Source organism: Methylomonas rapida, assembly GCF_024360925.2.
GTDB classification, from domain to species: domain Bacteria; phylum Pseudomonadota; class Gammaproteobacteria; order Methylococcales; family Methylomonadaceae; genus Methylomonas; species Methylomonas rapida.
This window is the reverse complement of record NZ_CP113517.1, coordinates 2236392-2259461: the sequence shown is the minus strand read 5'-3', so window position 1 is coordinate 2259461 and position 23070 is coordinate 2236392. Positions and strand designations below refer to the sequence as shown.

Genomic DNA, 23070 nt, shown 5'->3' with positions numbered 1-23070 from the left:
GGTTCAGGCCCCCTCATCACACGTGAACGACACCATGCCGCGCCGAAACAAGGTAGCAATCGCCGCGCAGCGCGAATCGAATTCATGCTGCTGGCATTCCAGCTTGGCGTAAACGTGCTCCAGATGCTTGTGCACCGTGCACAGCTTGACGGCCAGGCGCCGGGCAATGGCTTTATTGGACAGCCCTTCGCAGAGCAAGGCGGCGATTTGGGCTTCGCGCTGGGTCAGCCCGTCCTTGTCTACCAGGATCGCTTTGATTCTGTGTGTCATCGCATCTCTCCTAATTTCTTTTGTCGGCCATGGGTGACAGACTGTTGCCATGCAAAAAAGGCTTATGGTTAGTAGGTCCAAAAAATTCCGGCCGCAATTCTTCTTTTGTGAGAAGCCCATTGGAGTGTTGTTCCAACAACACGCACAGACTTGCACTGGGCTTACGATGACCGCCAGCGACCTGATAAAAATACGCAACCGATGAGCCGACGGCGTTTGCTAGTCGTTCACGCTCCTCTTTTTTGGTTGATTTCAAGAAATCCTTCATGTCCATAAAAATAAGTTTAGCAGATGGCTAAAGCTTGTCAAAGTAATTTAGCATGCAGCCCATTTATCAAATAGCTAAAACCCGTTTTAATCTCGTTATGGCATTGACTATTAACGAAATTAGAAAAACGAACTTGCTCATCTTGATTGATGAGGTTGGCAAGAAATCCACTATTGCGAAGCTAGCGGATACAGACCCTGCTTATATCAGCCAGGTACTGAGTGAAAATCCGAAGCATTCTCGAAACATTGGCGAGGATTTCGCCCGCAAATTAGAAAATGGCTGCGGAAAACCAAGAGGATGGATGGACCAATACCATCCACGAAATGCCGTAGGGAATTTAAACGCCACGCTCGAAGGCGTCGGCGGGCATTTTCAGGGGCAGATCAATAATAACTTGGCGGCATTGATCGCCACGTCATCACCTAACACCCGGTCGATACTCGAAACCCTGGCCAAAGCGGATCAAGAGGGCTACTTGACCGACCAGGACTTGAAGCTGCTGGAATCCATCATTCAAAGACTAACGTCACCCCATCCTTTAAGGAAAAGAGAGAAACCGTCATATGGAAAATTGCTTGACGAGGCCCAAAAAAATCACTCTTCTGAATGAACAAAGCTACCGAATTTTTCTGAGCCATGCGCCAGACGGAATTGGCCATAATCATCAGGCGATTATCAATGATGGCCATCAGGATCACAGCGTATTCGCCAGTTTTTATCCCGCCGCAACTCATCCAAAAAGCTTGGTCAATGAAATAACGGCCTACCTTCTGGCAATGGCGCTGGGTTTACCGATAGCACCGAAAGCGTTCATTGTGTTGGTCAAAGCCGGTTATCTGCAATCCATAGATTCCAGACTGGCATTCCCGGATCAAGACGACTTAATTCCACTCTGGTGTACCTGCTCTATCCCTGGCTCCAGCCCAAAAATTCACTATAATTTGAAAAATGTGCATGAAAATCCGGTGTTCATCGCCGATATTTCCAAATGGAAACATGTATTGGATACGGTGGTATTCGATGAATGGCTAGGCAATAGCGATCGCAACGTCGGCAATTTGATCCGCACCGGCAAGCACTGCTATACATTGATCGATCATGAGGACATTGCCATACATCGAACCTGGCAAGCTGACTGGCTGGAACCCGGTCGAAAAATCCAGAATTTATTAGCTTACATTTTGTGGACCGATCGCGGACCGGCCGACGTCAAGCAGGTTAACGAAATGATGTATTTTTCCGAAAGCGCCATGACCGCCAATATTCAAGTCTTGCAAGAACTGGTGTATTGGTGGAAACTTTTGCTCGATAATAACGAGCTCACAGCCCTACATCGATTCATTATGAAACGCGCCACTATCTGCCCAAGCCTGATTGCCCAGCGTTTCGGCGCTTTGCTATGAAAGCCTTGCTGGAAGCAGCACGACAGCAACACAACGCCGAAAACAACGTCATCGGACGCTGGTACAAGATTGCCATGACACCCAACTTGCAAAGCGGCGACCGCTTTAATGTGGGCGTGGTTTTTTGCGATATTGAAGGCGCGCTGCATTACCGGTTTCTGGCGCATTACGCGCGGTTGCGCTGCCTTTATGGGGATGCCATCGAGGAACAAACCCGCTTTTTGCTGCAACTGCTGCGCGAACAACTGGTCAACGAAGAATCGCTGTTGGCTTTACCCAGCTACAACATCAACGTCGAAGGTCCTTTTCACGCGGCCGGTGCCAATATCGACGCGATTCTGAACAATCTCTACGATACCGTCATTCCCATCGGCAGAGCACCGGAAAACAAAGAGCAGCGAGAGGAAAGCGCATTCCAGGCGCTGACCAACCAGAAAGCCAGAGGCTTGATTTACGAACAACTGGATCATTTACACGGCCTCCATAAAACGCACGCCCTCATTGCGGAAACCGATTATCTGGAAATCGACACGCCAACTGGAAAACGCCGCCTGGATATTCCTTTGCAACCCATCGGCCATTACGGCAGCATCATCTCGGCCTGCTATAAAAATCCGGCCTCGGTGGAAAAGCATATCCTTAACGCTCAACTGGATCTCAATACCGCCGACCGCTTGAAACCCAGACCCGGTCAAATTGGTCTGTTCATCCTGCGTCCCCGCGCCGACATGCATTTGACCGCCAAAGAGATGGACGCCACCGACAATGTGCTGGATAAACTGTTATGGAAAATGCGCGATAAACACTGGCTGATCGAGGCCGACGACAGCCCAAAGCGGCTTGCGGAAGAGATTGCCGAATGGTCGGCGGCTTAGCATTCCTCGTTCCTACGGAAGCCTACAGAGGTTCCCACGGCGGACCGCTCATCGTTATACACAAGTCCCTCAAAGACTAAACTACAAGGAGACACAGAAACAGGAGAAAGGCGATGAGCAACTGGGCCGAAGAAGAAGTGCAAACTGCCAATTTGGAAGATCAACGTCTAAACAAGAGATTGGCCTTGCTATTGGAGCAATTGGGCGAGCATCCACAACTCAGTATTCCGGCGGCCTGCGGAGGCTGGAAGGAGACGATGGGAGCCTATCGCTTCTTCAATAACGCTAAGACGACATTCGAGAAGATACTGGCGCCGCCGCTGAAAATCTTGGAAACGGAGCGCCAGCGAAGTGAAGATTTTTAGTCCCCGATAGCCGTAGCGCCGGGCGGGTTTTCGCAGCGAAGCGAAGAAAACCTGCAAGGCATCGCGAAACGGCGTCAAGTCATGCGAGAACCAAAGTTCCGACCCCTTGCTGGGTCGGAACGAGGTGACGCGGACGAATCGGGGCGCCGAAGGCATAAGCGGTCGCGTGATTTTTGCCGATTTTTTCTAGCAGGATGCCCGAAAAAATCTTTCGGCAAAAATAGCGACTCTCCGGATCGAGATGCCACGATCGAGCGCATGAAGAGCAGCCCAATCGTGCTGCTGGCACAGGACACCACCGAGGACGATAAGAATATTTGCTTGGGGCCGAAGGGACTTGGCACAGTGAAAGACGTGGAGAAACACTTGCGCCGCCTGCATCCGACAGTTGCCTTTACGCCATCGCGTATTTGTTTGGGTGTCGTGAAAGCATCGTATTGGCCTCGAGAGATCCCAAGCCAAAGGAGTGAACGACTTCACAAAGGCGTAGACGAAAAAGAGAGTCGCCATTGGCTGGAAAGTTACCAGGACAGTTGCGCTTTACAGGCGCAAATGCCGGACACCCTGCTGATCAATCTTGCCGACAGGGAGGGCGATATTTACGAGTGGTTTGCCGAATACCATGACTACGCACCTGCGGTACGGGCTCAATGGATCGTACGTGCGGCGCAAAACCGAGTGTTGGCTTCGCCGGAGAACGGTACGAAATGCCTGTGGGCCGCCGTGGAGCAAGCTCCTGTATTGGGTTACTCTGAGGTGAACGTCAAACCGCGACCGAACCGCACGGCGCGACTGGCGCATATCACGTTACGCGCCATTACAGTGACCCTCAAACCGCCTAAGCGGATAGGGTATCGGCTACCGGAACTCACCATCAATGCGGTGCTGGCACGCGAAGATGCACCACCGTCTGGCGTGGAACGTTTGGAATGGCTATTGTTGACTAGCTTGCCGATCGATTGTTTCGAACAGGCGGCAACGATCGTCATGTGGTACGCCGTGCGGTGGTGCATTGAAGTGTACTTCCATGTGCTCAAGAGCGGATGCCAGATTAAGCGACTGCATCTGGAAACCGAGGACCGACTGCTACCTTGTTTAGCGTTGTACATGGTTATTGCCTGGCGGGTATTGTTCACGCTGATGTTGGGACGGACTACGCCGGACATGGATTGTGAAATTATCTTCGATCCACAGGAGTGGCGGGCTGCTTACATTGTGGTTAAGCTTTGCCCGCCGCCGCTTACGCCACCTCGCTTGGGCGAAGTGATTCTCTTGGTGGCGAGCTTGGGCGGTTATCTCGGACGCAAGCATGACGGGCCGCCGGGTGCCAAAGCCATGTGGATCGGACTGCAGCGTTTGCGCGATTTTGTCATTGCATTGGAAGCTCAGCAGGTTGTCGCACAGAGATGTGTATAACGATGAGCGGCGGACCGTGGGAACCAGTTAAATCAAACCAACCTGGAGTGCCTCATGGCCGATGATCAATTAAAAACGATGACAATGGAAAAAGCGAAAGAATACCGAGCGATTTATGCCAACGGTTTTATGCTCAATTCATCGCACCACGATGCCATGATCCGGTTTTTACGGGCAGAACCGGTGCAAACCTTTGATAATGAAATTCAGGGTGTCGTTAATTACGAAGAATGCCTGGTTACAATGCCACTAGACACACTGATCAATCTTCGCGACGCGATTAATGAGCAAATTAGAGTTAATCCGGCACTAAAATCAATGGCAACCAATGACAGCGATTGACCACATCCCACCGACAAATTACACATCGACTGTCAAACTGTCTGAGACTTATGCCACTAGCTATTCCAGGGCAATCGCGCTATGTTGCAGATGTTCCGAAGAGTAATTTAAAGCGATAGTTATCGTTCAAACATGCTCGCAACTTGCGGCGCTTCAAGCTGTCTTTAGTAGGTCCGTTATTTCGTAGTAAATTGAGTGCCATCCGTCGCATCAACGCCAAGTTTTCGGCGGAATGATCTGTTCTGGCGCGATTCGCATCTTCGCCAAACTGCACATCCAGCACCCAGTGCTGGGAATTTTCTATCGCCCAATGCTGCCGTACCCCTTCGGCAAAGCGCTGCAAATCCGTAAACGAACACAAATAGTAGCGACACTCAACCGAGGTCTTGTCACCGAGGGTGCGAATCGATTCAACCCGACCAATGGCTTGTAGCCCGGCCCAGTCAGGTTTTTGCGTCAACCAAGCAATCTCGCTACTCAAGCTGTAACGGCGTATTTCCAGGCGACCGTGATCTTTGTCGATGGTTTCGTAGACCGGTAAGCGGTCGTTGGCATTTTCAGTATCCAGCCACAACCTGACATCCTCGCAAAGGTTCGGATGATTATCCTTCAGTGCCAACACGTAATCCGCTTGCGCCGTAACGATGGTTTTCGCAATGGCTTTTTGACAACCCATGGCATCGATCGAGATCAGAGCTCCTTTGATGTCCAACATCGACAATAAATCGGGGATCGCCTTGATTTCGTTAGTCTTCTCATCCACCGCCTGTTGCGCCAACACCCAACGCGCTTCAGCCGCAAAGGCGCTCATCAAATGCACGGCCTTATCCCCTTCGCGGCTGCCGCGCAAGGTCTTGCCGTCCAAACAGACTTGCTGTCCTGAAAGGCTTGGCAATGCCGCCTGCACCCAACGTTGAAAGGTCTCGGCAAACGCTTGGGGATTCAGGCGGCCCAAGACATTACTCAGGGTATCGTGCGAGGGAATTCCATTCGGTAATTCCAAAAAGGTCCGCAGCCAATCTTCTTTTTCTTCGGCAAACTCTTCCATGCCGACCCAATCCTCGATGCCGCTCAATACTGCGCATAAGACGATCATCACGATATCCGTGAGTTTGTGGAGTTTGTTTTTGCCCTCTCGCCGCGGGTCTGTGAGGTCAGCAAAATAGGGGGTTGGATCTGGGAGCATCTGGGATATTAGGCAAAATCGCTATACTAAACCCCTTGCCCGTGCAAGTGCTACAAAGCGCGATTGCCCTGCTAGCTATTCTAACCATTCCAAAAATACCGATGTAGACTATGATCATGGAAATTCGTCTAAACCAATACTGTTTGCACCCATGAGCAGCGCCCCATCGAAAGAGTGGATCGAAAAAGAAATGGCCGGCCTCGATAACAAAATCAAGGTCAAAGAAGCAGACGCGGCTGCAAGATTCGAAAAAGCACTGGGCGAGTTCAATGCTAAATTCGAAAGAATGATGGGCGATTCCAATACCAAGTTTGCGCAGGTAGAGGCCAATATGGCCAAGGCCGAAGCCGCGCACACCAAATGGATGATCGGCATAGCCATTACCTTATTTGGCACCATTATCGCAGCCACTACTTTTTCTACCAATACGATTAAAACCGCATTACCGGGCATGATCCGGGCCGAAATAAAGGGCGACTTAGACCGAATCGACCACCAACTCGAAAAATTTGACTATCGGGTCGAAAAGATAGAAAAACACATTGATAGTATAGATTCGCAGTTGACCGATATCAAAGACACCCTAAAAGTGATAGCCAACAAGAAATAAGCCTAGCCCACAAACCTGAAAAGCCCGCCCCGCGCGGGCTTTCATACCGTCCTTTCTGGTAACTGCACATTCAGCTTTAGGCCTAGCGCATGAATCACCTTCAATATCGTGCCAAAGCTGGGGTTGCCTTCGCCGGATAAGGCTTTATATAAACTCTCACGGCCAAGCCCGGTATCTTTGGCAAGCTGGGCCATACTGCGCAATTTGGCTATATTTCCCAGCTCCCTACTAAACCCCTGCGCGTCATTGTTGTCCAACGCGGCTTGAAGTCTTTCTAGCATGGAGGCGTCGATCACGCAGCGGCCTGCAAGTTGGTTAATGGCAAATGAGAGATTGCCAGCGATTGAATGTCCGCATGCTGGCTAGCATGCTGCACATCAATTCCCACCAAATGCCCGTTCTCATCAAAGTCCAACACTACGCCGTCAGCGACTTCATCAGAATCGACAGACGCCTTATCGCTTAGGTGGATGTACAACGAATCGGTTTCAGGATCGTAACTCAGTTTCATGGCTTAAATCTCCTATCTGGGAAAGCATTATGAATGGTAACGCCATCGGCCAGCGTTACCACGCGCAAATATTTACCTAATTCCTCGACAAATAGCCAATACCTAATTCTGCCATCGTCTTGTATTTCGCGGCGTAACGGATGCTCTACAGCTTGTTGGCACCACTCCAGCCGAAGGTAAGGCCGTTTAATCAATACGTCGTTTTGAAAGTAGGCTGTCGTTTTCATGCTTATATTGTATCCTACTTTATACAAGCAACAATCACACGACCCGCTTCGGCGGGTTTTTTATTGCCTACGAAAAAAAACTTTAGCAATTTGCTTGACATCGTTTAGCTATTTGCTAAACTCATTACCCAGCAGCCACCGGCCTGTTGATGAGAAGAGCACTCAACCCCGGCTAACCCCGGGGTCTTTTTCCATCGCCGCCGCAGGCTAACAGAGCATCGGAGCCAAAGCCCGGCCTAACCAACCAGGCGGCCTGAATCGACAGGCGCACAGCGAGAACATCGCATCGCTGCCCGGAGCGGCTCCACGGGCATGAGGGAGAAAGGCGATAGCCGCCTGGGTGGTAACCAGGCGGCGACCAATCACGTCGTACAGAGGGAGACAGCCATGACCATGAGCATCAATGAGATAGCGAAGATTCTTGAACCCGTGCATGCATTGCACACCATCGGCGCCGGCAACGCCGGCTACCAGCAATGCCTGGCCCGATTGATCAAGGCATCGCGTAAGGAAGTCATCGATATGACGGTACTGGAGCTGATGGAACTGGATAGACGGGCAACCACGGAATATCACGGCGCGGCCGGCGCTTAACCGGCCCATCCGAAAAACCCTGTGCCGGGCAACCCTCTCTCGGCATACCTCGCAATACCGGCACGGGGTTTTTCGGATGACGCGCGGAGTCCTCGGGCTCCGAAAAAAGACCCGAGCCAGTGCCGAAAGGCGAACAGTTTTATTACATCGGCGAACTGTTACGTGTCATCAGACGCGCAAGCTTCTTTATTCAATTCGTTCCTTGCGCGCCACTCTTTGCACAAAGCGCCTTGACGCAGGGTGCTTTGTGCAAAGTGCTCGCTTTGTATGTCCTCCTTGGCTGCTTCGGCAGCCCTTTTTGGGAGGCCTGACACTCAATCGAGAGGATAAAGCCATGTCAACAGTCTACGAAATAGACCTGCCAGCCTTTAAGGCCGTGCTGGACCAGCTGGTCGAGGATTACGCCAGGAAAAATGCCTATCGCCCAGGAAACGTAATCTCATATGCCGAAGCAATGTCAGGTTTAAGCGCTGTTATGACCTTGATGCGTAGAAACAGAGGCTTTCTGTGGGACACAGAATTTGAAGCGGCATACGATCAAGCATTCGCAGCCATGCAAACGATTTTTAACCCAAATTATCAACCAGCCCACGCTGAGGAGGCCGCATGCTCAAGCCATGCGTAATCAACAACATGCTCAACCGCAACACCCATATCAACCATGCGCCGCGCATCGTGTACGACCCGGCGGAACGCCGCGCCAGGTTGGCGGCACAAGTCGCGGTCATGCTGCAGCGCTTGGGCTTTACCGAGTCTTACGACATCAACGCCTTTGTCCGCTTGGCTATGAACTATCTGCAAAACGGCCACAGCCCAGCCACGGCGCTAGACCAAACCCGCAAAAGCGCAACCCGCGTCATCGCGCAATTGCAAAAACCGCAACGTCATCACTAGGAGCACCTTTTCTGGTTCCCACGGTCCGCCGTGGGAATCCATGCGACGCGGAAGACCGATATGCATTCCCACGCCGGAGCGCGGGAACGAGAGAAACACAGATATGCGGCTTGGAAATCAAAAAACAAGCCGTTGCCGACTATCAGAAGAGGAAAAAAAATGGCAGATAATTTACAAAGCGCCATCGCACGCAAGCTTTCAGAATCGCCCATTGGCCTGTTTCGCTCACAACTGCTGGAAAAAATACCGCAGGAACTGAGCAACAACGACGCTGAAAAAATCAGCAGATCACTCAACGCCATGCTCAATGCTGGCCACGTCAGCAAAGGCGCCCGCCAAGGCATGGACGGCTGCCGTTGGACCATAACACCGCAAGGCCGCGCGGCTTATTCGGTTCTTCACGATGACGCCGATGACCCAGCCGCCGATGACAATGCCGTCATCGAGCCGCCCGCGGAACTGCCGATCAAAACCTATCCCCCGGCCATGCTGGAAACACTGCAACAGGAAACCGCCCCCGCCGGGCAATCGCTGCTGCTCGATCCCGCCTATGAAATCGACGCGGCCATCATCGCCCTGGTCAACAAAATCCACGCCATCGCCGGACCCATGATCGAGCGCAAGGCCGAAAAGCTGCAATTGCTGGAACGGATGGAAAACAACGACCTGCTGCCGGGCGACGTCAAGTCGCTGTTGTTTGGCATCAGGATGGATCTGGAAAAACTGGAGGCGGCATGAGCTTTAACATCCACCACGAAATCGAACAAATCCTCAAGCGCGAAGGCGGCTTTGTGAATCATCCCGCCGACCGCGGCGGCCCCACCAACATGGGCATCACCCAAAAAACCCTCACGCTGTGGCTAGCCCGCGAAGCGACGGTAGCCGACGTTGAAAAGCTCAGCAAACAAACCGCGCGAGACATTTATTACAGCCAGTATTACATCAAACCCAGAATCAACGACCTGCCGGAACTGATCCGCCCCATCGTCTTTGACATGGTGGTCAACAGCGGCAAGCGCGGCATCAAGCTGCTGCAGGATGCGCTGAATTGCCACGGCTACGACTGCGGCAAAGCGGACGGCCGCATCGGCCCCAAAACCAGCGCCGCCGCCAAAGTCGCCGCCCAACACATGGGCAATGAGCTGATCAAAGTCTTGGTCCGCCGAAGAGTGATTTTCTATGAGGGCTTGGTCAAAGCAGATCCTACCCAGCGCGTGTTTTTGTCAGGATGGATCAACCGCGCAGAATCCTTTTTGCCGACGGACGTCGCGTGATGCACAACATGACACCACTCCCCAACGACATCACCCGCTGTTACGGCATGCATTGCCCGCGCAAACGCCAATGCCAGCGATTTATCACCATCAAATTCGATCCCATCGAAGCCTTGCCTTACGTCAGCACCATGATTGATGACCAAGGCGGTTGCGACACGTTTATCGAAGACAAAACCCTCCAACAGGATTAAACATGAACGACATCATGATCGATTTAGAAACCCTGAGTACGCGGCACGATGCAGCGATATTGAGTATCGGACTCTGCCTGTTCGACATTACCACTGGGAAAATAGGCCAAAGCTATCAAACCAAAATCAACATGGAAGATGTGACGTGGTTTGGCCACATTAGTGCGGATACCGTCGAGTGGTGGCTAAAACAGCCAAAAGAAGCGCAGGCAAGACTGCTGGATGGCGAAAAAATTTACCTGGCCGAAGCATTGAACAGACTTTCGGCTTGGTCAAGAATGGCGCATAACATCTGGAGCAACGGCGCTAGTTTCGATTTGGTTATATTGCGCAGCGCATACGAACGCCACGGGCTAACGACCCCATGGCACTATTGGCAAGAACGCGACACCCGCACGTTGGTAGACATCGCCAAGCGTATCACCGGCATAGATGCCAAAAAAGAAACCCCGTTCGACGGCACCCAACACGACGCCCTGTCAGACGCAATACATCAAGCCAAGTACGTCAGCAAAGCCTTTGAGTTGCTGCAAACCGGTGTAACGCGATGACAAAACAACAAATCGCCCATAAATTGCGCCTGCTCCAGGACGACATGCTCGAGATCGCAACGGCAATGGACTTCTACGGCGGATTCAACCCGCTATACAGCCAGCATGGACGCGAATTGTCCGGCGCGGCTGGCTTGGTGGCGGAATGGGCGGATGAAATTGAAGCGGAGGCACACGATGAGCCTAACCAAACAACTGCCTAAACTCACCGACACCCAGATCCACGAGCTGCATAACCGCCTGCTCGAAGCCTGCACGGCCATGGAACTGGGTGGCGACTGGCGCGAAGTATTCCGCCGCGCCCGCCATAGGCGCACTGGCAGAATGCGCCGGCTGTACGAACTGTTATACAACGCCGACCGCGCTGACATCGATCGCGCGGCCAAACACTTGGTTGACCCTCTCAACGACGGACAATAACCCATGAAAGAGATTATTACCTGTGAACCCCTGGCAGTCAGCGAAGAAACCGCCGCCAAGCTGCTAGACGTGTCCGTATCGACCATTCAAAAACTGCGGCGCCAGGGTAAGCTGATTGGCAAGCTCGTATCAGACGGCAGCGTCAGAATCCCCTTTCAAATGCTGAAAGACCACCTGGAGGCGGCCCCCGAATCCAATCTATTGCCGCCGCCCAATTGCGCGGAAGGCGGCAAAACCAGCCGCAGCAACGCCAAGCGAAAGCAAATGGCGTTATCCGGCGCTGATAATGCCCAATTGTAGGGTACGCCGTGCGTACCCTACCACTTACCGCATGGCAGAGCGCGCCGCATCGGCCAGAAACCCTGAGCGGGTAGCGCCATGCGCCTTAGCATAGCTATCGATCTTGGCCAGTAACAGCTTGGGTAAGGTAATGTTGATTTTTTCCGCCGGGCCAAAGTATTTTTCAATGGGCGCGTCAACGACCGCCCAAATACCGCCGGCAAAATCAGGATTGTCTTTGTGCGCATCGATGGGCAAACGTGCCGGAATATCGCCGCCGTCTTCCAGCAATGTTTCAACATGCAGGTCAATGGCTTCTATGACGGATGACAGCGCCTCATCGATGCCGTCACCGGCGGAAAAACAGCCGGGAAGATCAGGCACGATGACCCCGTAATGATGACCATCATCAGTATGCAAAACAACGGTAAATTTCATGGGTGCTTCTCCTATGCAATTAACGCCAACCGGCTTGCCGGTAAATACTGTGCAACGTGGGTTTTGGAATGTCGCTGTCTGGATGCTTGACGGTGACCAAACCGGGTTTGGTGGGGTGCTTGAATTGGTGGTGTGAGCCTTTGACCCGCGCCAGATACCAGCCGTCTTGTTCCAGTTGCTTAATCAGTTGCTTGCTGTTCATGATGGTTATTATAACCACTTATAACGCGCAGAGTTTACCGGACAGCGGATTAACTGGAGAGATTCATGAGTGAAACGAATTTTGACGAAGACAAAGACTCTGAAAACCGCGCAGCTTCAGATGTTCCGGTGCAACGTGTGGTTATGAGGCTGCGCTATTTCAATGAATGGCGCCGAGGAGCCGATACAGAACAGCCAGACCCGAAGCAAGTTGGTTTAGATATAGATTTTGCCACTGACAAACTGGAACAAATTACACATGTTTGTACATCGCATCATGAAACAAAAGAGCAGTTCATTAGCAGAATTAAGCAAATATTAGATTCCGCATAACGCAAAGCTAACCGGGCGCGGCCCAGGAGACTGAGAAATGAATGAACCTTGCTTCCGCGCTCCGGTTGAGCGCCGAGTTATACGGCCTGGACAGATTGTTACGATACGGCGAGACCAGGATCGTCTCGGAAAACCCAAATATCCTGGGCGGGTTGGATTTGTTGATCGTGAAAATTCTGTTGCGTCCGGATGGTGGTACATAAAATTTAGGACTTACGCATTGACGATCAAGCAATAACTATGTCATAGGAAGTACATTTAACAAGAACGATTCAGGGATGATAAGAAAGCCTAGCCGCCCACCGACAGCGCGTTGCACCTTGCCAATGTATATGGGATTTTTGATGAGCGAACCGAAATCAAGTACCTGCACCCGTCTTTCCGAGGTGATGAACATTTCCCATGACAGCGTGAATCGTTTCCTGTTACGAGAAAGTTACGAGCCGAAAGACTTGTTCAATGAGGCAAAATGTCTGTTGAACTTGGTGGGCGGGACGCTGAACGTGGATGACAGCACCTTAGACAAACCCTACAGCCAACGCATGGAACTGGTTGGACATTTTTGGTCTGGCAAGCATCATCGCGTGGTTAAAGGCTTGAATCTCATCACGTTATACTACACTGACCCGCAAGGCCGCAGCCTGCCCGTTAACTATCGTGTATACGACAAGGCAGAAGGAAAAACCAAAAATGATTATTTCCTCGACATGTTGGGCGAGGTGCTGGCTTGGGGATTACAACCGAATTTTATGACCGGGGATAGTTGGTATTCCTGTGTGGACAACCTTAAGACGGTAAAAAACCACCGGATGGGGTTTATGTTTGCGGTGGAAAGCAATCGCCGGGTGTCGACGGAAAAAGGCACCTGGATCCAGGTACAAAAACTGGACATTCCTGACGACGGCATGCGGGTCTGGTTACGTGATTTTGGCAACGTGAAGCTGTTTCGGACGCGGTTAAAAGACCAACTGCGCCATTACGTGGTGTTCCTGCCAGAGGCTGAGGCTTATGATGCCTTTAAGCAATCCGATTTTCAGAAACTGCACGACCAGCATTGGCAGATCGAGCAATACCACCGCATGATCAAGCAGGTTTGCAACATCGAGAAGTTCCAAGTCCGTAGCAAAGTACCGATACTCAACCATATCTTTGCCGCTTTATGTGGCTATGTTCATCTGCAGCGAATGCAATTTACTGAAATTATTCGCAATGCTTACCAATGGCAAAGAACGTTGTATCAGGATGTGATCGCCGCATTCGTCAACAGCTTCATGGTCGGCAAGGAATATTTGAACCCACAGTTTCAGGCTTCCGTCAATGCGTAAGTCCTAAAATTGACTGCGAATAGTAAATCAAAAGAAACGATCGAATTATTTCACGAAAATGATTTTGACGTATAACGCAAAAACCTGAATCCGTGACTTAAAAGGCCATCCACGGCCGCAACGCAATGATTTAAAACGCTTATTCTGGGATAATACCGCTATTCTTCCATTCACCCGGCGAGTGATTCATGAAGCGGTTTATCCTGGAGCAATCTGAAACTGAATTTTATACCAGCCATTCTGGATTAGCCTTGGTCGGTTTATGTTTGAATCAATATGGCCAGCTCAATCAGGCGCTGGAAAAAGGTATTCCGCTACGGCACGGTATTGCTCACGCCGATATTATCAAAAGCTATATAGGCACCCTTAGCCTGGGCAAAAGCGACTTCGAAGCCATCGAAAACCATCGCGACGACGACTATTTCAAAGCCGCGCTCGCCATTCATCAAGTACCCTCCAGCGCCCGCCTCAGACAGCGACTGGATGAACACGCCGACGCCTTATTACCGATCATTTATCAAAGCAACCTCGATTTTCTGGCTCACGCCCAGGTGCCGGTAACGCCGTTAGCCACAGGCCATGTCGCGTTGGATATCGATGTTTACCCCATGAACAACGAAAAAACCTGCAAAGAAGGCGTCTCCCGAACCTACAAAGGTTTTGACGGCTACGCCCCGATTGCCCTCTATCTGGGTAAAGAGGGCTGGTGTATTGGTAATGAACTGCGCGAAGGCAAGCAGCATTGCCAATACGAATTCCGCTATGCGCTGGAGCGCGGACTCGCCGCCGCGAAACGTTTGACGACTTTGCCTTTGTTGGTCCGGCTGGATGGCGGTCACGACGCGCTCGACAATCGCATCGACTTACACGAAGCCGATCAGGTCGATTTCATCATCAAATGGAACCCGCGTAAACAAGATGCCGACGCCTGGCTGGCCTACGCCGAACAACACGGCCAGTGGACCACACCGCGCGAAGGCAAACGCGTGGCCTTGTTCAGTGTCATGGAGCAACACACTCGCAACGGTAAAACCTATACCTGTCGCCGGGTCATGCAAATCACCGAGCGCACCATCACGGCTCAAGGCCAAGCCCTCGTGCTACCGGATATCGAAATCGAAGGCTGGTGGACCAGTCTGCCGGTGGCCGATTACGACGATGCCATGGTTATTGCCCTCTATCGCGACCATGCCACCGCTGAACAATTCCACAGCGAATTCAAGACCGATCTGGATATCGAGCGCCTGCCATCCGGCAAGTTTGCCACCAACGACCTGATCATGAGCCTCAGCGCCTATAGCTACAACATCCTGCGCTGGATAGGCCTGATCGGCTTGCTGGGCGAACAAAGCCCGGTCAGGCATCCTGCCAAGCGGCGGCGTATCAAAACCGTGATCCAGGAACTGATGTATCTGGCCGCGCGACTCATCCGTAGCGGGCACCGGCTGAAGCTGCGCTTTTCACAGAGCTGTCCCGGTTTCATCGCTTTTGAATCCACCTACGCCAAACTCGCCGCCGGCTAGCGACTGATCGCTCTGCCATCGATAGCACAACGCCGCAAATTCACAGTGGCTTGGGAATCCTGCGCCTAAAGTCCATCAAATTGAATCATGCAGGGAAAATATTCCAGATAATACGCTGCATTTCTAGCCGTTAAACTCGATTGCCCGGACCACACTTTTAAATTCAGCGAATTTTGGAAGAGTATGACGAATAAAAGGTCTGGCAATATGTGGAGTCACGGATTCAGGAAAAAGTAACCCGCCGCGATAGCGGTCGGGTTGACTGACTGGTTATGCGTTTTTATTGGAGAAAAATTTGAGTAGTAAACAATGGGGCCACGGTTTTTACACTGGGCACGCAGAAGGTAAACGCGACGGTTATTTACAAAGCGTGGATGATAACAATGAAATAAATGTGATGCTTCATTTTTGGGCAATGAAGAAAACCGCAGAACAATTGATAAGGCTATCGCAAAGCGATAATGAAGAAGATAGGTTAGAGGTTGTTGGATTAGCTGAGGCGGTATTGTTGTTGGCGCGTTGTGCCTATAAGGCACAACTTGATTACAACAAGACGAACCAGAATGAGCCGCCTAACGCGCAGAGTTTACCGGACAGCGGATTAACTGGAGAACGATATGAGTGAAATAAATTTTAACGAAGACGGCGACACCGAAAACGACTTAGCTTTAGCTGTTCCGGTGCAACGTGTGGTTATGCGGAAATGCCTGGCATGTGCCGGGAGCGGTGAAGTCAAAACAGACTATGCCGATTTGCGTTTGTACGGTTTAGAGAGCGAATCGTGCCACAAATGCGGCGGAACTGGAAATGTGCCGCATAACGCCGAACTAAGGCGCGCCGCCGACTAAATTAAACAATACCGCGATGCTTCCGGGTGTCGCCTTTAGTGCCGTGTTATGCGGCGGGAGCTGAACAATGCTGACAGCATTAGACGAAGCAACATATGGTAATGAAGAAGCCGAGAATGAATTGCGGCATATCAGAAGGCTACTGACTTGGATTTTGTATCACCACCAGGGCGCAAAATCTCCAATTGGGCAAGCGTGCAGGAAAACACTTGGTATTGGAGAATTTGAACACCTTACAGATGAGCAAATTTTAGACGCAAAGAAAGCGATTGTTGATAACGCATAACCATTGATTAGCAGGCAAATATGCCTAATATTTTGATATTAGCCGGTAAATCGGGCAAATTTGCCTGCATATCTAATTTTCCTGGTTCCCACGGTCCGCCGCTCATCGTTATACACAAGTCCCTCAAAGACTAAACTACAAGGAGACACAGAAACAGGAGAAAGGCGATGAGCAACTGGGCCGAAGAAGAAGTGCAAACTGCCAATTTGGAAGATCAACGTCTAAACAAGAGATTGGCCTTGCTATTGGAGCAATTGGGCGAGCATCCACAACTCAGTATTCCGGCGGCCTGCGGAGGCTGGAAGGAGACGATGGGAGCCTATCGCTTCTTCAATAACGCTAAGACGACATTCGAGAAGATACTGGCGCCGCATCGAGATGCCACGATCGAGCGCATGAAGAGCAGCCCAATCGTGCTGCTGGCACAGGACACCACCGAGGACGATAAGAATATTTGCTTGGGGCCGAAGGGACTTGGCACAGTGAAAGACGTGGAGAAACACTTGCGCCGCCTGCATCCGACAGTTGCCTTTACGCCATCGCGTATTTGTTTGGGTGTCGTGAAAGCATCGTATTGGCCTCGAGAGATCCCAAGCCAAAGGAGTGAACGACTTCACAAAGGCGTAGACGAAAAAGAGAGTCGCCATTGGCTGGAAAGTTACCAGGACAGTTGCGCTTTACAGGCGCAAATGCCGGACACCCTGCTGATCAATCTTGCCGACAGGGAGGGCGATATTTACGAGTGGTTTGCCGAATACCATGACTACGCACCTGCGGTACGGGCTCAATGGATCGTACGTGCGGCGCAAAACCGAGTGTTGGCTTCGCCGGAGAACGGTACGAAATGCCTGTGGGCCGCCGTGGAGCAAGCTCCTGTATTGGGTTACTCTGAGGTGAACGTCAAACCGCGACCGAACCGCACGGCGCGACTGGCGCATATCACGTTACGCGCCATTACAGTGACCCTCAAACCGCCTAAGCGGATAGGGTATCGGCTACCGGAACTCACCATCAATGCGGTGCTGGCACGCGAAGATGCACCACCGTCTGGCGTGGAACGTTTGGAATGGCTATTGTTGACTAGCTTGCCGATCGATTGTTTCGAACAGGCGGCAACGATCGTCATGTGGTACGCCGTGCGGTGGTGCATTGAAGTGTACTTCCATGTGCTCAAGAGCGGATGCCAGATTAAGCGACTGCATCTGGAAACCGAGGACCGACTGCTACCTTGTTTAGCGTTGTACATGGTTATTGCCTGGCGGGTATTGTTCACGCTGATGTTGGGACGGACTACGCCGGACATGGATTGTGAAATTATCTTCGATCCACAGGAGTGGCGGGCTGCTTACATTGTGGTTAAGCTTTGCCCGCCGCCGCTTACGCCACCTCGCTTGGGCGAAGTGATTCTCTTGGTGGCGAGCTTGGGCGGTTATCTCGGACGCAAGCATGACGGGCCGCCGGGTGCCAAAGCCATGTGGATCGGACTGCAGCGTTTGCGCGATTTTGTCATTGCATTGGAAGCTCAGCAGGTTGTCGCACAGAGATGTGTATAACGATGAGCGGTCCGCCGTGGGAATCCATGCGACGCGGAAGACCGATATGCATTCCCACGCTGGAGCGTGGGAACGAGAAATAGATTTTTTGCTTCTCAAGGCTGAGAAGCAAAAAGGTCGTGGTGGTCATAATAAGATTGACTACCACCTGACCATAGATATGGCCAAAGAACTTGGCATGATCGAGCGATCTGAAAAAGGTCGACAGATTCGCCGGTATTTTTCCTGGTTCCCACGGTCCGCCGCTCATCGTTATACACAAGTCCCTCAAAGACTAAACTACAAGGAGACACAGAAACAGGAGAAAGGCGATGAGCAACTGGGCCGAAGAAGAAGTGCAAACTGCCAATTTGGAAGATCAACGTCTAAACAAGAGATTGGCCTTGCTATTGGAGCAATTGGGCGAGCATCCACAACTCAGTATTCCGGCGGCCTGCGGAGGCTGGAAGGAGACGATGGGAGCCTATCGCTTCTTCAATAACGCTAAGACGACATTCGAGAAGATACTGGCGCCGCATCGAGATGCCACGATCGAGCGCATGAAGAGCAGCCCAATCGTGCTGCTGGCACAGGACACCACCGAGGACGATAAGAATATTTGCTTGGGGCCGAAGGGACTTGGCACAGTGAAAGACGTGGAGAAACACTTGCGCCGCCTGCATCCGACAGTTGCCTTTACGCCATCGCGTATTTGTTTGGGTGTCGTGAAAGCATCGTATTGGCCTCGAGAGATCCCAAGCCAAAGGAGTGAACGACTTCACAAAGGCGTAGACGAAAAAGAGAGTCGCCATTGGCTGGAAAGTTACCAGGACAGTTGCGCTTTACAGGCGCAAATGCCGGACACCCTGCTGATCAATCTTGCCGACAGGGAGGGCGATATTTACGAGTGGTTTGCCGAATACCATGACTACGCACCTGCGGTACGGGCTCAATGGATCGTACGTGCGGCGCAAAACCGAGTGTTGGCTTCGCCGGAGAACGGTACGAAATGCCTGTGGGCCGCCGTGGAGCAAGCTCCTGTATTGGGTTACTCTGAGGTGAACGTCAAACCGCGACCGAACCGCACGGCGCGACTGGCGCATATCACGTTACGCGCCATTACAGTGACCCTCAAACCGCCTAAGCGGATAGGGTATCGGCTACCGGAACTCACCATCAATGCGGTGCTGGCACGCGAAGATGCACCACCGTCTGGCGTGGAACGTTTGGAATGGCTATTGTTGACTAGCTTGCCGATCGATTGTTTCGAACAGGCGGCAACGATCGTCATGTGGTACGCCGTGCGGTGGTGCATTGAAGTGTACTTCCATGTGCTCAAGAGCGGATGCCAGATTAAGCGACTGCATCTGGAAACCGAGGACCGACTGCTACCTTGTTTAGCGTTGTACATGGTTATTGCCTGGCGGGTATTGTTCACGCTGATGTTGGGACGGACTACGCCGGACATGGATTGTGAAATTATCTTCGATCCACAGGAGTGGCGGGCTGCTTACATTGTGGTTAAGCTTTGCCCGCCGCCGCTTACGCCACCTCGCTTGGGCGAAGTGATTCTCTTGGTGGCGAGCTTGGGCGGTTATCTCGGACGCAAGCATGACGGGCCGCCGGGTGCCAAAGCCATGTGGATCGGACTGCAGCGTTTGCGCGATTTTGTCATTGCATTGGAAGCTCAGCAGGTTGTCGCACAGAGATGTGTATAACGATGAGCGGTCCGCCGTGGGAATCCATGCGACGCGGAAGACCGATATGCATTCCCACGCTGGAGCGTGGGAACGAGAAACCGACAAGTCCATCACCGAGCGAGTTTACCGCCGCATCGGCGAGACAGTTCAGCCAGTGAAATAGCCCGCTTACGCCAGACTAACATCAATATGACGCCCCAATGCCTTGGCTGCAGACTCCAGTTGATCCAGTCGCGAAGCGTGCCCTAAATCAAACAGCCTATCCACTTGCGGCGCTTTCCAGCCCAAGCGGCGGGCCAATTCGGCTTTGCGCACGCCTTGATTCAGCATTTCCTGGTAAATCGCCAGCTTGATGCTTTCCAAAGCAGATGGCCGCACAGTGGGCAAATCATCACGGGTGGACGGTACTGGTAAAGGCTTGCGGTCGTCCACGTAAAAAGACAAGGCGGTTTCCAGCGCGTCAACCGCATGATTCAAGGCATCTTCCACATCTTCGCCCTGGGTGATAGCTTCTGGAATGTCCGGAAACGTGACAACAAAACCGCCTTCAGGCTGCGATTCAAGCATAACGGGATAAGCAAACATGGTTATTTTCCTTTCAGTCCGAGTTGTTTTTTGATGCCTTCCACCGTGCCTGTTTTCAAGTCGGAGTTGTGCATCGGTAGGATTGACTGCTTGCCGTTCAGGAATACTTTCAAATGAGAGCCCTTGCCCTCTTGGAAGGTTGCGCCCTGCTGCTCCAGCCATTTTTTGAATTGTTTCGAGTTCATGTGTAAAATAATAACACTTATGTTGTGTTTGTCAATAAAACGATACAGAAGTGTTTTGTTTTTGCGCAATGTTTGACACCTACCAGTAAAGTATCTATTTGGAAGCGTTTTGCCACCTGCGCAACGAGATACGGACATTCTCGATTGATCGCATCGTTGGCGATATGGTCAACGTATCTACGGGAAAATCAGTTAGAGTTGTTGATTTATGTGGTGATCTAATGAAGGATGAAGAAACTTTAGATATTTTGTTATTTGAGATTAAAACAGACCTGAATCCGTGACTCCACATATTGCCAGACCTTTTATTCGTCATACTCTTCCAAAATTCGCTGAATTTAAAAGTGTGGTCCGGGCAATCGAGTTTAACGGCTAGAAATGCAGCGTATTATCTGGAATATTTTCCCTGCATGATTCAATTTGATGGACTTTAGGCGCAGGATTCCCAAGCCACTGTGAATTTGCGGCGTTGTGCTATCGATGGCAGAGCGATCAGTCGCTAGCCGGCGGCGAGTTTGGCGTAGGTGGATTCAAAAGCGATGAAACCGGGACAGCTCTGTGAAAAGCGCAGCTTCAGCCGGTGCCCGCTACGGATGAGTCGCGCGGCCAGATACATCAGTTCCTGGATCACGGTTTTGATACGCCGCCGCTTGGCAGGATGCCTGACCGGGCTTTGTTCGCCCAGCAAGCCGATCAGGCCTATCCAGCGCAGGATGTTGTAGCTATAGGCGCTGAGGCTCATGATCAGGTCGTTGGTGGCAAACTTGCCGGATGGCAGGCGCTCGATATCCAGATCGGTCTTGAATTCGCTGTGGAATTGTTCAGCGGTGGCATGGTCGCGATAGAGGGCAATAACCATGGCATCGTCGTAATCGGCCACCGGCAGACTGGTCCACCAGCCTTCGATTTCGATATCCGGTAGCACGAGGGCTTGGCCTTGAGCCGTGATGGTGCGCTCGGTGATTTGCATGACCCGGCGACAGGTATAGGTTTTACCGTTGCGAGTGTGTTGCTCCATGACACTGAACAAGGCCACGCGTTTGCCTTCGCGCGGTGTGGTCCACTGGCCGTGTTGTTCGGCGTAGGCCAGCCAGGCGTCGGCATCTTGTTTACGCGGGTTCCATTTGATGATGAAATCGACCTGATCGGCTTCGTGTAAGTCGATGCGATTGTCGAGCGCGTCGTGACCGCCATCCAGCCGGACCAACAAAGGCAAAGTCGTCAAACGTTTCGCGGCGGCGAGTCCGCGCTCCAGCGCATAGCGGAATTCGTATTGGCAATGCTGCTTGCCTTCGCGCAGTTCATTACCAATACACCAGCCCTCTTTACCCAGATAGAGGGCAATCGGGGCGTAGCCGTCAAAACCTTTGTAGGTTCGGGAGACGCCTTCTTTGCAGGTTTTTTCGTTGTTCATGGGGTAAACATCGATATCCAACGCGACATGGCCTGTGGCTAACGGCGTTACCGGCACCTGGGCGTGAGCCAGAAAATCGAGGTTGCTTTGATAAATGATCGGTAATAAGGCGGCGGCGTGTTCATCCAGCCGCTGTCTGAGGCGGGCGCTGGAGGGTACTTGATGAATGGCGAGCGCGGCTTTGAAATAGTCGTCGTCGCGATGGTTTTCGATGGCTTCGAAGTCGCTTTTGCCCAGGCTAAGGGTGCCTATATAGCTTTTGATAATATCGGCGTGAGCAATACCGTGCCGTAGCGGAATACCTTTTTCCAGCGCCTGATTGAGCTGGCCATATTGATTCAAACATAAACCGACCAAGGCTAATCCAGAATGGCTGGTATAAAATTCAGTTTCAGATTGCTCCAGGATAAACCGCCTCATGAATCACTCGCCGGGTGAATGGAAGAATAGCGGTATTATCCCAGAATAAGCGTTTTAAATCATTGCGTTGCGGCCGTGGATGACCTTTTAAGTCACGGATTTAGGACAGAGATAAAGGCGCTTAAATTTTTCTCAAAAACAACTCGTGATAAATTCTCAAAAAAAGAACGAATACCAATTATACAATTTATCAAAGCCAATTCTAATGTTCATGGGTTTAGTGACGATGTGCTTTATGAATGGCTTGGTCAATTATGGTGTGGAGATGTTTATAGCTACAAACGCGATGGCGATATGAGTGAATATCTTAATTTGCTCAGTGGAATTAAACCTACACTAATGTCAAGTTGTCGCGACACTGCGCTAACGATAGCGAGAGGCAGCGGTCGGCGGCCAATTTCGCCAGAATTGCTTGCTCGCATCAATAGCGATTTTTCGAATTGACATAACCAATTGAGACAGCTATTCTGTTTTTAGGGCTTAGCAACCCTAAAGACGGAAACCGCACCCGATAGACAGCGGATTTTTTATGCCTACAGTTTTTATGTTCCCGAAATTTGTTTCGGCAACATGTCATAAATGGCTGTAGGAGTTCCCG

38 protein-coding genes and 2 pseudogenes are annotated in these 23070 nt (G+C 51.5%); 29 read left to right on the top strand and 11 right to left on the bottom strand.

The annotated features are described in order from the left end of the window. Nucleotides 1-3: 3 nt before the first annotated feature. Both NM686_RS10625 and NM686_RS10620 read right to left on the bottom strand, forming a co-directional pair. Nucleotides 4-270, bottom strand: coding sequence for a response regulator transcription factor (locus NM686_RS10625; protein WP_255187846.1), 267 nt, complete (start codon nucleotides 268-270; stop codon nucleotides 4-6). A gap of 10 nt (nucleotides 271-280) precedes the next feature. Then, nucleotides 281-526: a helix-turn-helix domain-containing protein gene (locus tag NM686_RS10620; RefSeq protein ID WP_269022862.1), complete on the bottom strand. Its 246-nt coding sequence runs from the start codon at nucleotides 524-526 to the stop codon at nucleotides 281-283. Nucleotides 527-590: 64 nt separating this feature from the next. Between NM686_RS10620 and NM686_RS10615 the strand changes: the two genes are divergently transcribed. The 6 genes and pseudogenes from NM686_RS10615 (at nucleotide 591) to NM686_RS10590 (ending at nucleotide 4942) form a co-directional block, all read left to right on the top strand. Further along, a complete protein-coding gene (locus tag NM686_RS10615) occupies nucleotides 591-1151 on the top strand; it encodes a hypothetical protein (protein WP_255187844.1) in 561 nt (186 codons plus the stop codon). Next, a complete protein-coding gene (locus NM686_RS10610) occupies nucleotides 1117-1944 on the top strand; it encodes a hypothetical protein (protein WP_255187843.1) in 828 nt (275 codons plus the stop codon). The genes NM686_RS10615 and NM686_RS10610 overlap by 35 nt, the downstream gene beginning before the upstream one ends. Further along, on the top strand, nucleotides 1941-2819 hold the full coding sequence (locus NM686_RS10605; RefSeq protein WP_255187842.1) for a DUF3037 domain-containing protein: 879 nt from the start codon (nucleotides 1941-1943) through the stop codon (nucleotides 2817-2819). The genes NM686_RS10610 and NM686_RS10605 overlap by 4 nt, the downstream gene beginning before the upstream one ends. A 113-nt stretch (nucleotides 2820-2932) precedes the next feature. Continuing rightward, nucleotides 2933-3130 (top strand): annotated as a pseudogene (locus tag NM686_RS10600) (IS4/Tn5 family transposase DNA-binding protein); the annotation flags it as partial. 135 nt (nucleotides 3131-3265) lie between these two features. Beyond that, nucleotides 3266-4600 (top strand): IS4 family transposase, encoded by a 1335-nt coding sequence (locus tag NM686_RS10595; RefSeq protein WP_407942376.1) that lies wholly within the window; start codon nucleotides 3266-3268, stop codon nucleotides 4598-4600. A 54-nt stretch (nucleotides 4601-4654) separates the two neighbouring features. Further along, nucleotides 4655-4942: a hypothetical protein gene (locus NM686_RS10590; protein WP_255187841.1), complete on the top strand. Its 288-nt coding sequence runs from the start codon at nucleotides 4655-4657 to the stop codon at nucleotides 4940-4942. A 79-nt stretch (nucleotides 4943-5021) separates the two neighbouring features. Here NM686_RS10590 and NM686_RS10585 read toward each other — a convergent pair whose 3' ends face one another. Beyond that, nucleotides 5022-6128 (bottom strand): ISAs1 family transposase, encoded by a 1107-nt coding sequence (locus NM686_RS10585; protein ID WP_255187025.1) that lies wholly within the window; start codon nucleotides 6126-6128, stop codon nucleotides 5022-5024. A 190-nt stretch (nucleotides 6129-6318) separates the two neighbouring features. On the opposite strand from NM686_RS10585, the gene NM686_RS10580 reads away from it, so the two are divergent. After that, a complete protein-coding gene (locus NM686_RS10580) occupies nucleotides 6319-6738 on the top strand; it encodes a hypothetical protein (RefSeq protein ID WP_269022859.1) in 420 nt (139 codons plus the stop codon). Nucleotides 6739-6779: 41 nt separating this feature from the next. Here NM686_RS10580 and NM686_RS10575 read toward each other — a convergent pair whose 3' ends face one another. From NM686_RS10575 to NM686_RS10565, 3 genes are read right to left on the bottom strand one after another with little or no spacing between them, the layout of a single operon-like run. Beyond that, on the bottom strand, nucleotides 6780-7019 hold the full coding sequence (locus NM686_RS10575; RefSeq protein WP_255187839.1) for an addiction module antidote protein: 240 nt from the start codon (nucleotides 7017-7019) through the stop codon (nucleotides 6780-6782). 11 nt (nucleotides 7020-7030) lie between these two features. Beyond that, a complete protein-coding gene (locus NM686_RS10570; protein WP_255187838.1) occupies nucleotides 7031-7249 on the bottom strand; it encodes a DUF2283 domain-containing protein in 219 nt (72 codons plus the stop codon). After that, nucleotides 7246-7476 carry a hypothetical protein gene (locus tag NM686_RS10565; protein WP_255187837.1) on the bottom strand — a complete coding sequence of 77 codons (231 nt, stop codon included), beginning with the start codon at nucleotides 7474-7476 and terminating at the stop codon, nucleotides 7246-7248. The genes NM686_RS10570 and NM686_RS10565 overlap by 4 nt, the downstream gene beginning before the upstream one ends. 312 nt (nucleotides 7477-7788) lie before the next feature. Here NM686_RS10565 and NM686_RS10560 point away from each other — a divergent pair, with 312 nt between their 5' ends. The 10 genes from NM686_RS10560 (at nucleotide 7789) to NM686_RS10515 (ending at nucleotide 11703) form a co-directional block, all read left to right on the top strand. After that, entirely contained in the window at nucleotides 7789-8070 is a 282-nt protein-coding gene (locus NM686_RS10560; RefSeq protein WP_255187836.1) for a hypothetical protein, read from the top strand. A 334-nt stretch (nucleotides 8071-8404) separates the two neighbouring features. Next, nucleotides 8405-8695 carry a hypothetical protein gene (locus NM686_RS10555; RefSeq protein WP_255187835.1) on the top strand — a complete coding sequence of 97 codons (291 nt, stop codon included), beginning with the start codon at nucleotides 8405-8407 and terminating at the stop codon, nucleotides 8693-8695. After that, entirely contained in the window at nucleotides 8677-8964 is a 288-nt protein-coding gene (locus NM686_RS10550) for a hypothetical protein (RefSeq protein ID WP_255187834.1), read from the top strand. The genes NM686_RS10555 and NM686_RS10550 overlap by 19 nt, the downstream gene beginning before the upstream one ends. Nucleotides 8965-9123: 159 nt before the next feature. Then, on the top strand, nucleotides 9124-9702 hold the full coding sequence (locus NM686_RS10545) for a hypothetical protein (RefSeq protein ID WP_255187833.1): 579 nt from the start codon (nucleotides 9124-9126) through the stop codon (nucleotides 9700-9702). Further along, on the top strand, nucleotides 9699-10238 hold the full coding sequence (locus tag NM686_RS10540) for a glycoside hydrolase family 108 protein (RefSeq protein ID WP_255187832.1): 540 nt from the start codon (nucleotides 9699-9701) through the stop codon (nucleotides 10236-10238). Before NM686_RS10545 ends, NM686_RS10540 begins: the two co-directional genes overlap by 4 nt. 8 nt (nucleotides 10239-10246) lie before the next feature. Further along, the gene (locus NM686_RS10535; protein WP_255187831.1) at nucleotides 10247-10432 is read left to right on the top strand and encodes a hypothetical protein; all 186 of its coding nucleotides are present in this window, start codon (nucleotides 10247-10249) and stop codon (nucleotides 10430-10432) included. A gap of 2 nt (nucleotides 10433-10434) precedes the next feature. After that, nucleotides 10435-10983 (top strand): 3'-5' exonuclease, encoded by a 549-nt coding sequence (locus NM686_RS10530; protein ID WP_255187830.1) that lies wholly within the window; start codon nucleotides 10435-10437, stop codon nucleotides 10981-10983. Continuing rightward, nucleotides 10980-11186 (top strand): hypothetical protein, encoded by a 207-nt coding sequence (locus NM686_RS10525; protein ID WP_255187829.1) that lies wholly within the window; start codon nucleotides 10980-10982, stop codon nucleotides 11184-11186. The genes NM686_RS10530 and NM686_RS10525 overlap by 4 nt, the downstream gene beginning before the upstream one ends. Continuing rightward, nucleotides 11161-11403 carry a hypothetical protein gene (locus NM686_RS10520; RefSeq protein WP_255189182.1) on the top strand — a complete coding sequence of 81 codons (243 nt, stop codon included), beginning with the start codon at nucleotides 11161-11163 and terminating at the stop codon, nucleotides 11401-11403. The genes NM686_RS10525 and NM686_RS10520 overlap by 26 nt, the downstream gene beginning before the upstream one ends. A 3-nt stretch (nucleotides 11404-11406) precedes the next feature. Continuing rightward, complete coding sequence (locus NM686_RS10515) at nucleotides 11407-11703, top strand: helix-turn-helix domain-containing protein (RefSeq protein ID WP_255187827.1); 297 nt, start codon at nucleotides 11407-11409, stop codon at nucleotides 11701-11703. Nucleotides 11704-11727: 24 nt separating this feature from the next. Here NM686_RS10515 and NM686_RS10510 read toward each other — a convergent pair whose 3' ends face one another. Together NM686_RS10510 and NM686_RS10505 are read right to left on the bottom strand one after the other, a co-directional pair. Beyond that, nucleotides 11728-12120 (bottom strand): type II toxin-antitoxin system HicB family antitoxin, encoded by a 393-nt coding sequence (locus NM686_RS10510; protein WP_255187826.1) that lies wholly within the window; start codon nucleotides 12118-12120, stop codon nucleotides 11728-11730. 19 nt (nucleotides 12121-12139) lie between these two features. Further along, nucleotides 12140-12322 (bottom strand): type II toxin-antitoxin system HicA family toxin, encoded by a 183-nt coding sequence (locus NM686_RS10505; RefSeq protein ID WP_255188596.1) that lies wholly within the window; start codon nucleotides 12320-12322, stop codon nucleotides 12140-12142. A gap of 65 nt (nucleotides 12323-12387) precedes the next feature. Here NM686_RS10505 and NM686_RS10500 point away from each other — a divergent pair, with 65 nt between their 5' ends. From NM686_RS10500 to NM686_RS10460, 10 genes and pseudogenes are all read left to right on the top strand, one after another. Beyond that, nucleotides 12388-12654, top strand: a complete 267-nt coding sequence (locus tag NM686_RS10500; RefSeq protein ID WP_255187825.1) for a hypothetical protein — start codon at nucleotides 12388-12390, stop codon at nucleotides 12652-12654. Between the two features lie 41 nt (nucleotides 12655-12695). Then, nucleotides 12696-12857, top strand: a complete 162-nt coding sequence (locus NM686_RS10495; RefSeq protein WP_255187824.1) for a hypothetical protein — start codon at nucleotides 12696-12698, stop codon at nucleotides 12855-12857. Between the two features lie 78 nt (nucleotides 12858-12935). Continuing rightward, nucleotides 12936-13979 carry an IS701 family transposase gene (locus NM686_RS10490; RefSeq protein WP_255188588.1) on the top strand — a complete coding sequence of 348 codons (1044 nt, stop codon included), beginning with the start codon at nucleotides 12936-12938 and terminating at the stop codon, nucleotides 13977-13979. Nucleotides 13980-14167: 188 nt separating this feature from the next. Continuing rightward, nucleotides 14168-15502: an IS1380 family transposase gene (locus tag NM686_RS10485; RefSeq protein ID WP_255188233.1), complete on the top strand. Its 1335-nt coding sequence runs from the start codon at nucleotides 14168-14170 to the stop codon at nucleotides 15500-15502. A gap of 295 nt (nucleotides 15503-15797) precedes the next feature. Continuing rightward, complete coding sequence (locus NM686_RS10480; protein WP_255187823.1) at nucleotides 15798-16127, top strand: hypothetical protein; 330 nt, start codon at nucleotides 15798-15800, stop codon at nucleotides 16125-16127. Next, nucleotides 16120-16350 (top strand): hypothetical protein, encoded by a 231-nt coding sequence (locus NM686_RS10475; RefSeq protein ID WP_255187822.1) that lies wholly within the window; start codon nucleotides 16120-16122, stop codon nucleotides 16348-16350. Before NM686_RS10480 ends, NM686_RS10475 begins: the two co-directional genes overlap by 8 nt. 67 nt (nucleotides 16351-16417) lie before the next feature. Next, nucleotides 16418-16636 (top strand): hypothetical protein, encoded by a 219-nt coding sequence (locus NM686_RS10470; protein WP_255187821.1) that lies wholly within the window; start codon nucleotides 16418-16420, stop codon nucleotides 16634-16636. A gap of 167 nt (nucleotides 16637-16803) precedes the next feature. Next, nucleotides 16804-18189 carry an IS4 family transposase gene (locus NM686_RS10465; protein ID WP_255187523.1) on the top strand — a complete coding sequence of 462 codons (1386 nt, stop codon included), beginning with the start codon at nucleotides 16804-16806 and terminating at the stop codon, nucleotides 18187-18189. After that, nucleotides 18083-18370 (top strand): annotated as a pseudogene (locus NM686_RS21785) (antA/AntB antirepressor family protein); the annotation flags it as partial. The gene NM686_RS10465 and the pseudogene NM686_RS21785, both read left to right, overlap by 107 nt. Before the next feature lie 130 nt (nucleotides 18371-18500). Beyond that, complete coding sequence (locus NM686_RS10460; protein WP_255187523.1) at nucleotides 18501-19886, top strand: IS4 family transposase; 1386 nt, start codon at nucleotides 18501-18503, stop codon at nucleotides 19884-19886. Between the two features lie 150 nt (nucleotides 19887-20036). Here the strand turns inward: NM686_RS10460 and NM686_RS10455 are convergent, their stop codons facing one another. Together NM686_RS10455 and NM686_RS10450 are read right to left on the bottom strand one after the other, a co-directional pair. Beyond that, complete coding sequence (locus tag NM686_RS10455; protein ID WP_255187820.1) at nucleotides 20037-20453, bottom strand: type II toxin-antitoxin system HicB family antitoxin; 417 nt, start codon at nucleotides 20451-20453, stop codon at nucleotides 20037-20039. A 2-nt stretch (nucleotides 20454-20455) separates the two neighbouring features. Further along, a complete protein-coding gene (locus NM686_RS10450; protein WP_255187819.1) occupies nucleotides 20456-20707 on the bottom strand; it encodes a type II toxin-antitoxin system HicA family toxin in 252 nt (83 codons plus the stop codon). A 23-nt stretch (nucleotides 20708-20730) separates the two neighbouring features. On the opposite strand from NM686_RS10450, the gene NM686_RS21875 reads away from it, so the two are divergent. Next, the gene (locus tag NM686_RS21875; RefSeq protein ID WP_456238248.1) at nucleotides 20731-20922 is read left to right on the top strand and encodes a WYL domain-containing protein; all 192 of its coding nucleotides are present in this window, start codon (nucleotides 20731-20733) and stop codon (nucleotides 20920-20922) included. Nucleotides 20923-21137: 215 nt separating this feature from the next. Here NM686_RS21875 and NM686_RS10445 read toward each other — a convergent pair whose 3' ends face one another. Then, nucleotides 21138-22472, bottom strand: a complete 1335-nt coding sequence (locus tag NM686_RS10445; RefSeq protein WP_269022855.1) for an IS1380 family transposase — start codon at nucleotides 22470-22472, stop codon at nucleotides 21138-21140. Nucleotides 22473-22547: 75 nt separating this feature from the next. Between NM686_RS10445 and NM686_RS10440 the strand changes: the two genes are divergently transcribed. Then, nucleotides 22548-22916, top strand: a complete 369-nt coding sequence (locus tag NM686_RS10440) for a hypothetical protein (RefSeq protein WP_255187818.1) — start codon at nucleotides 22548-22550, stop codon at nucleotides 22914-22916. Nucleotides 22917-23070: the final 154 nt, after the last annotated feature.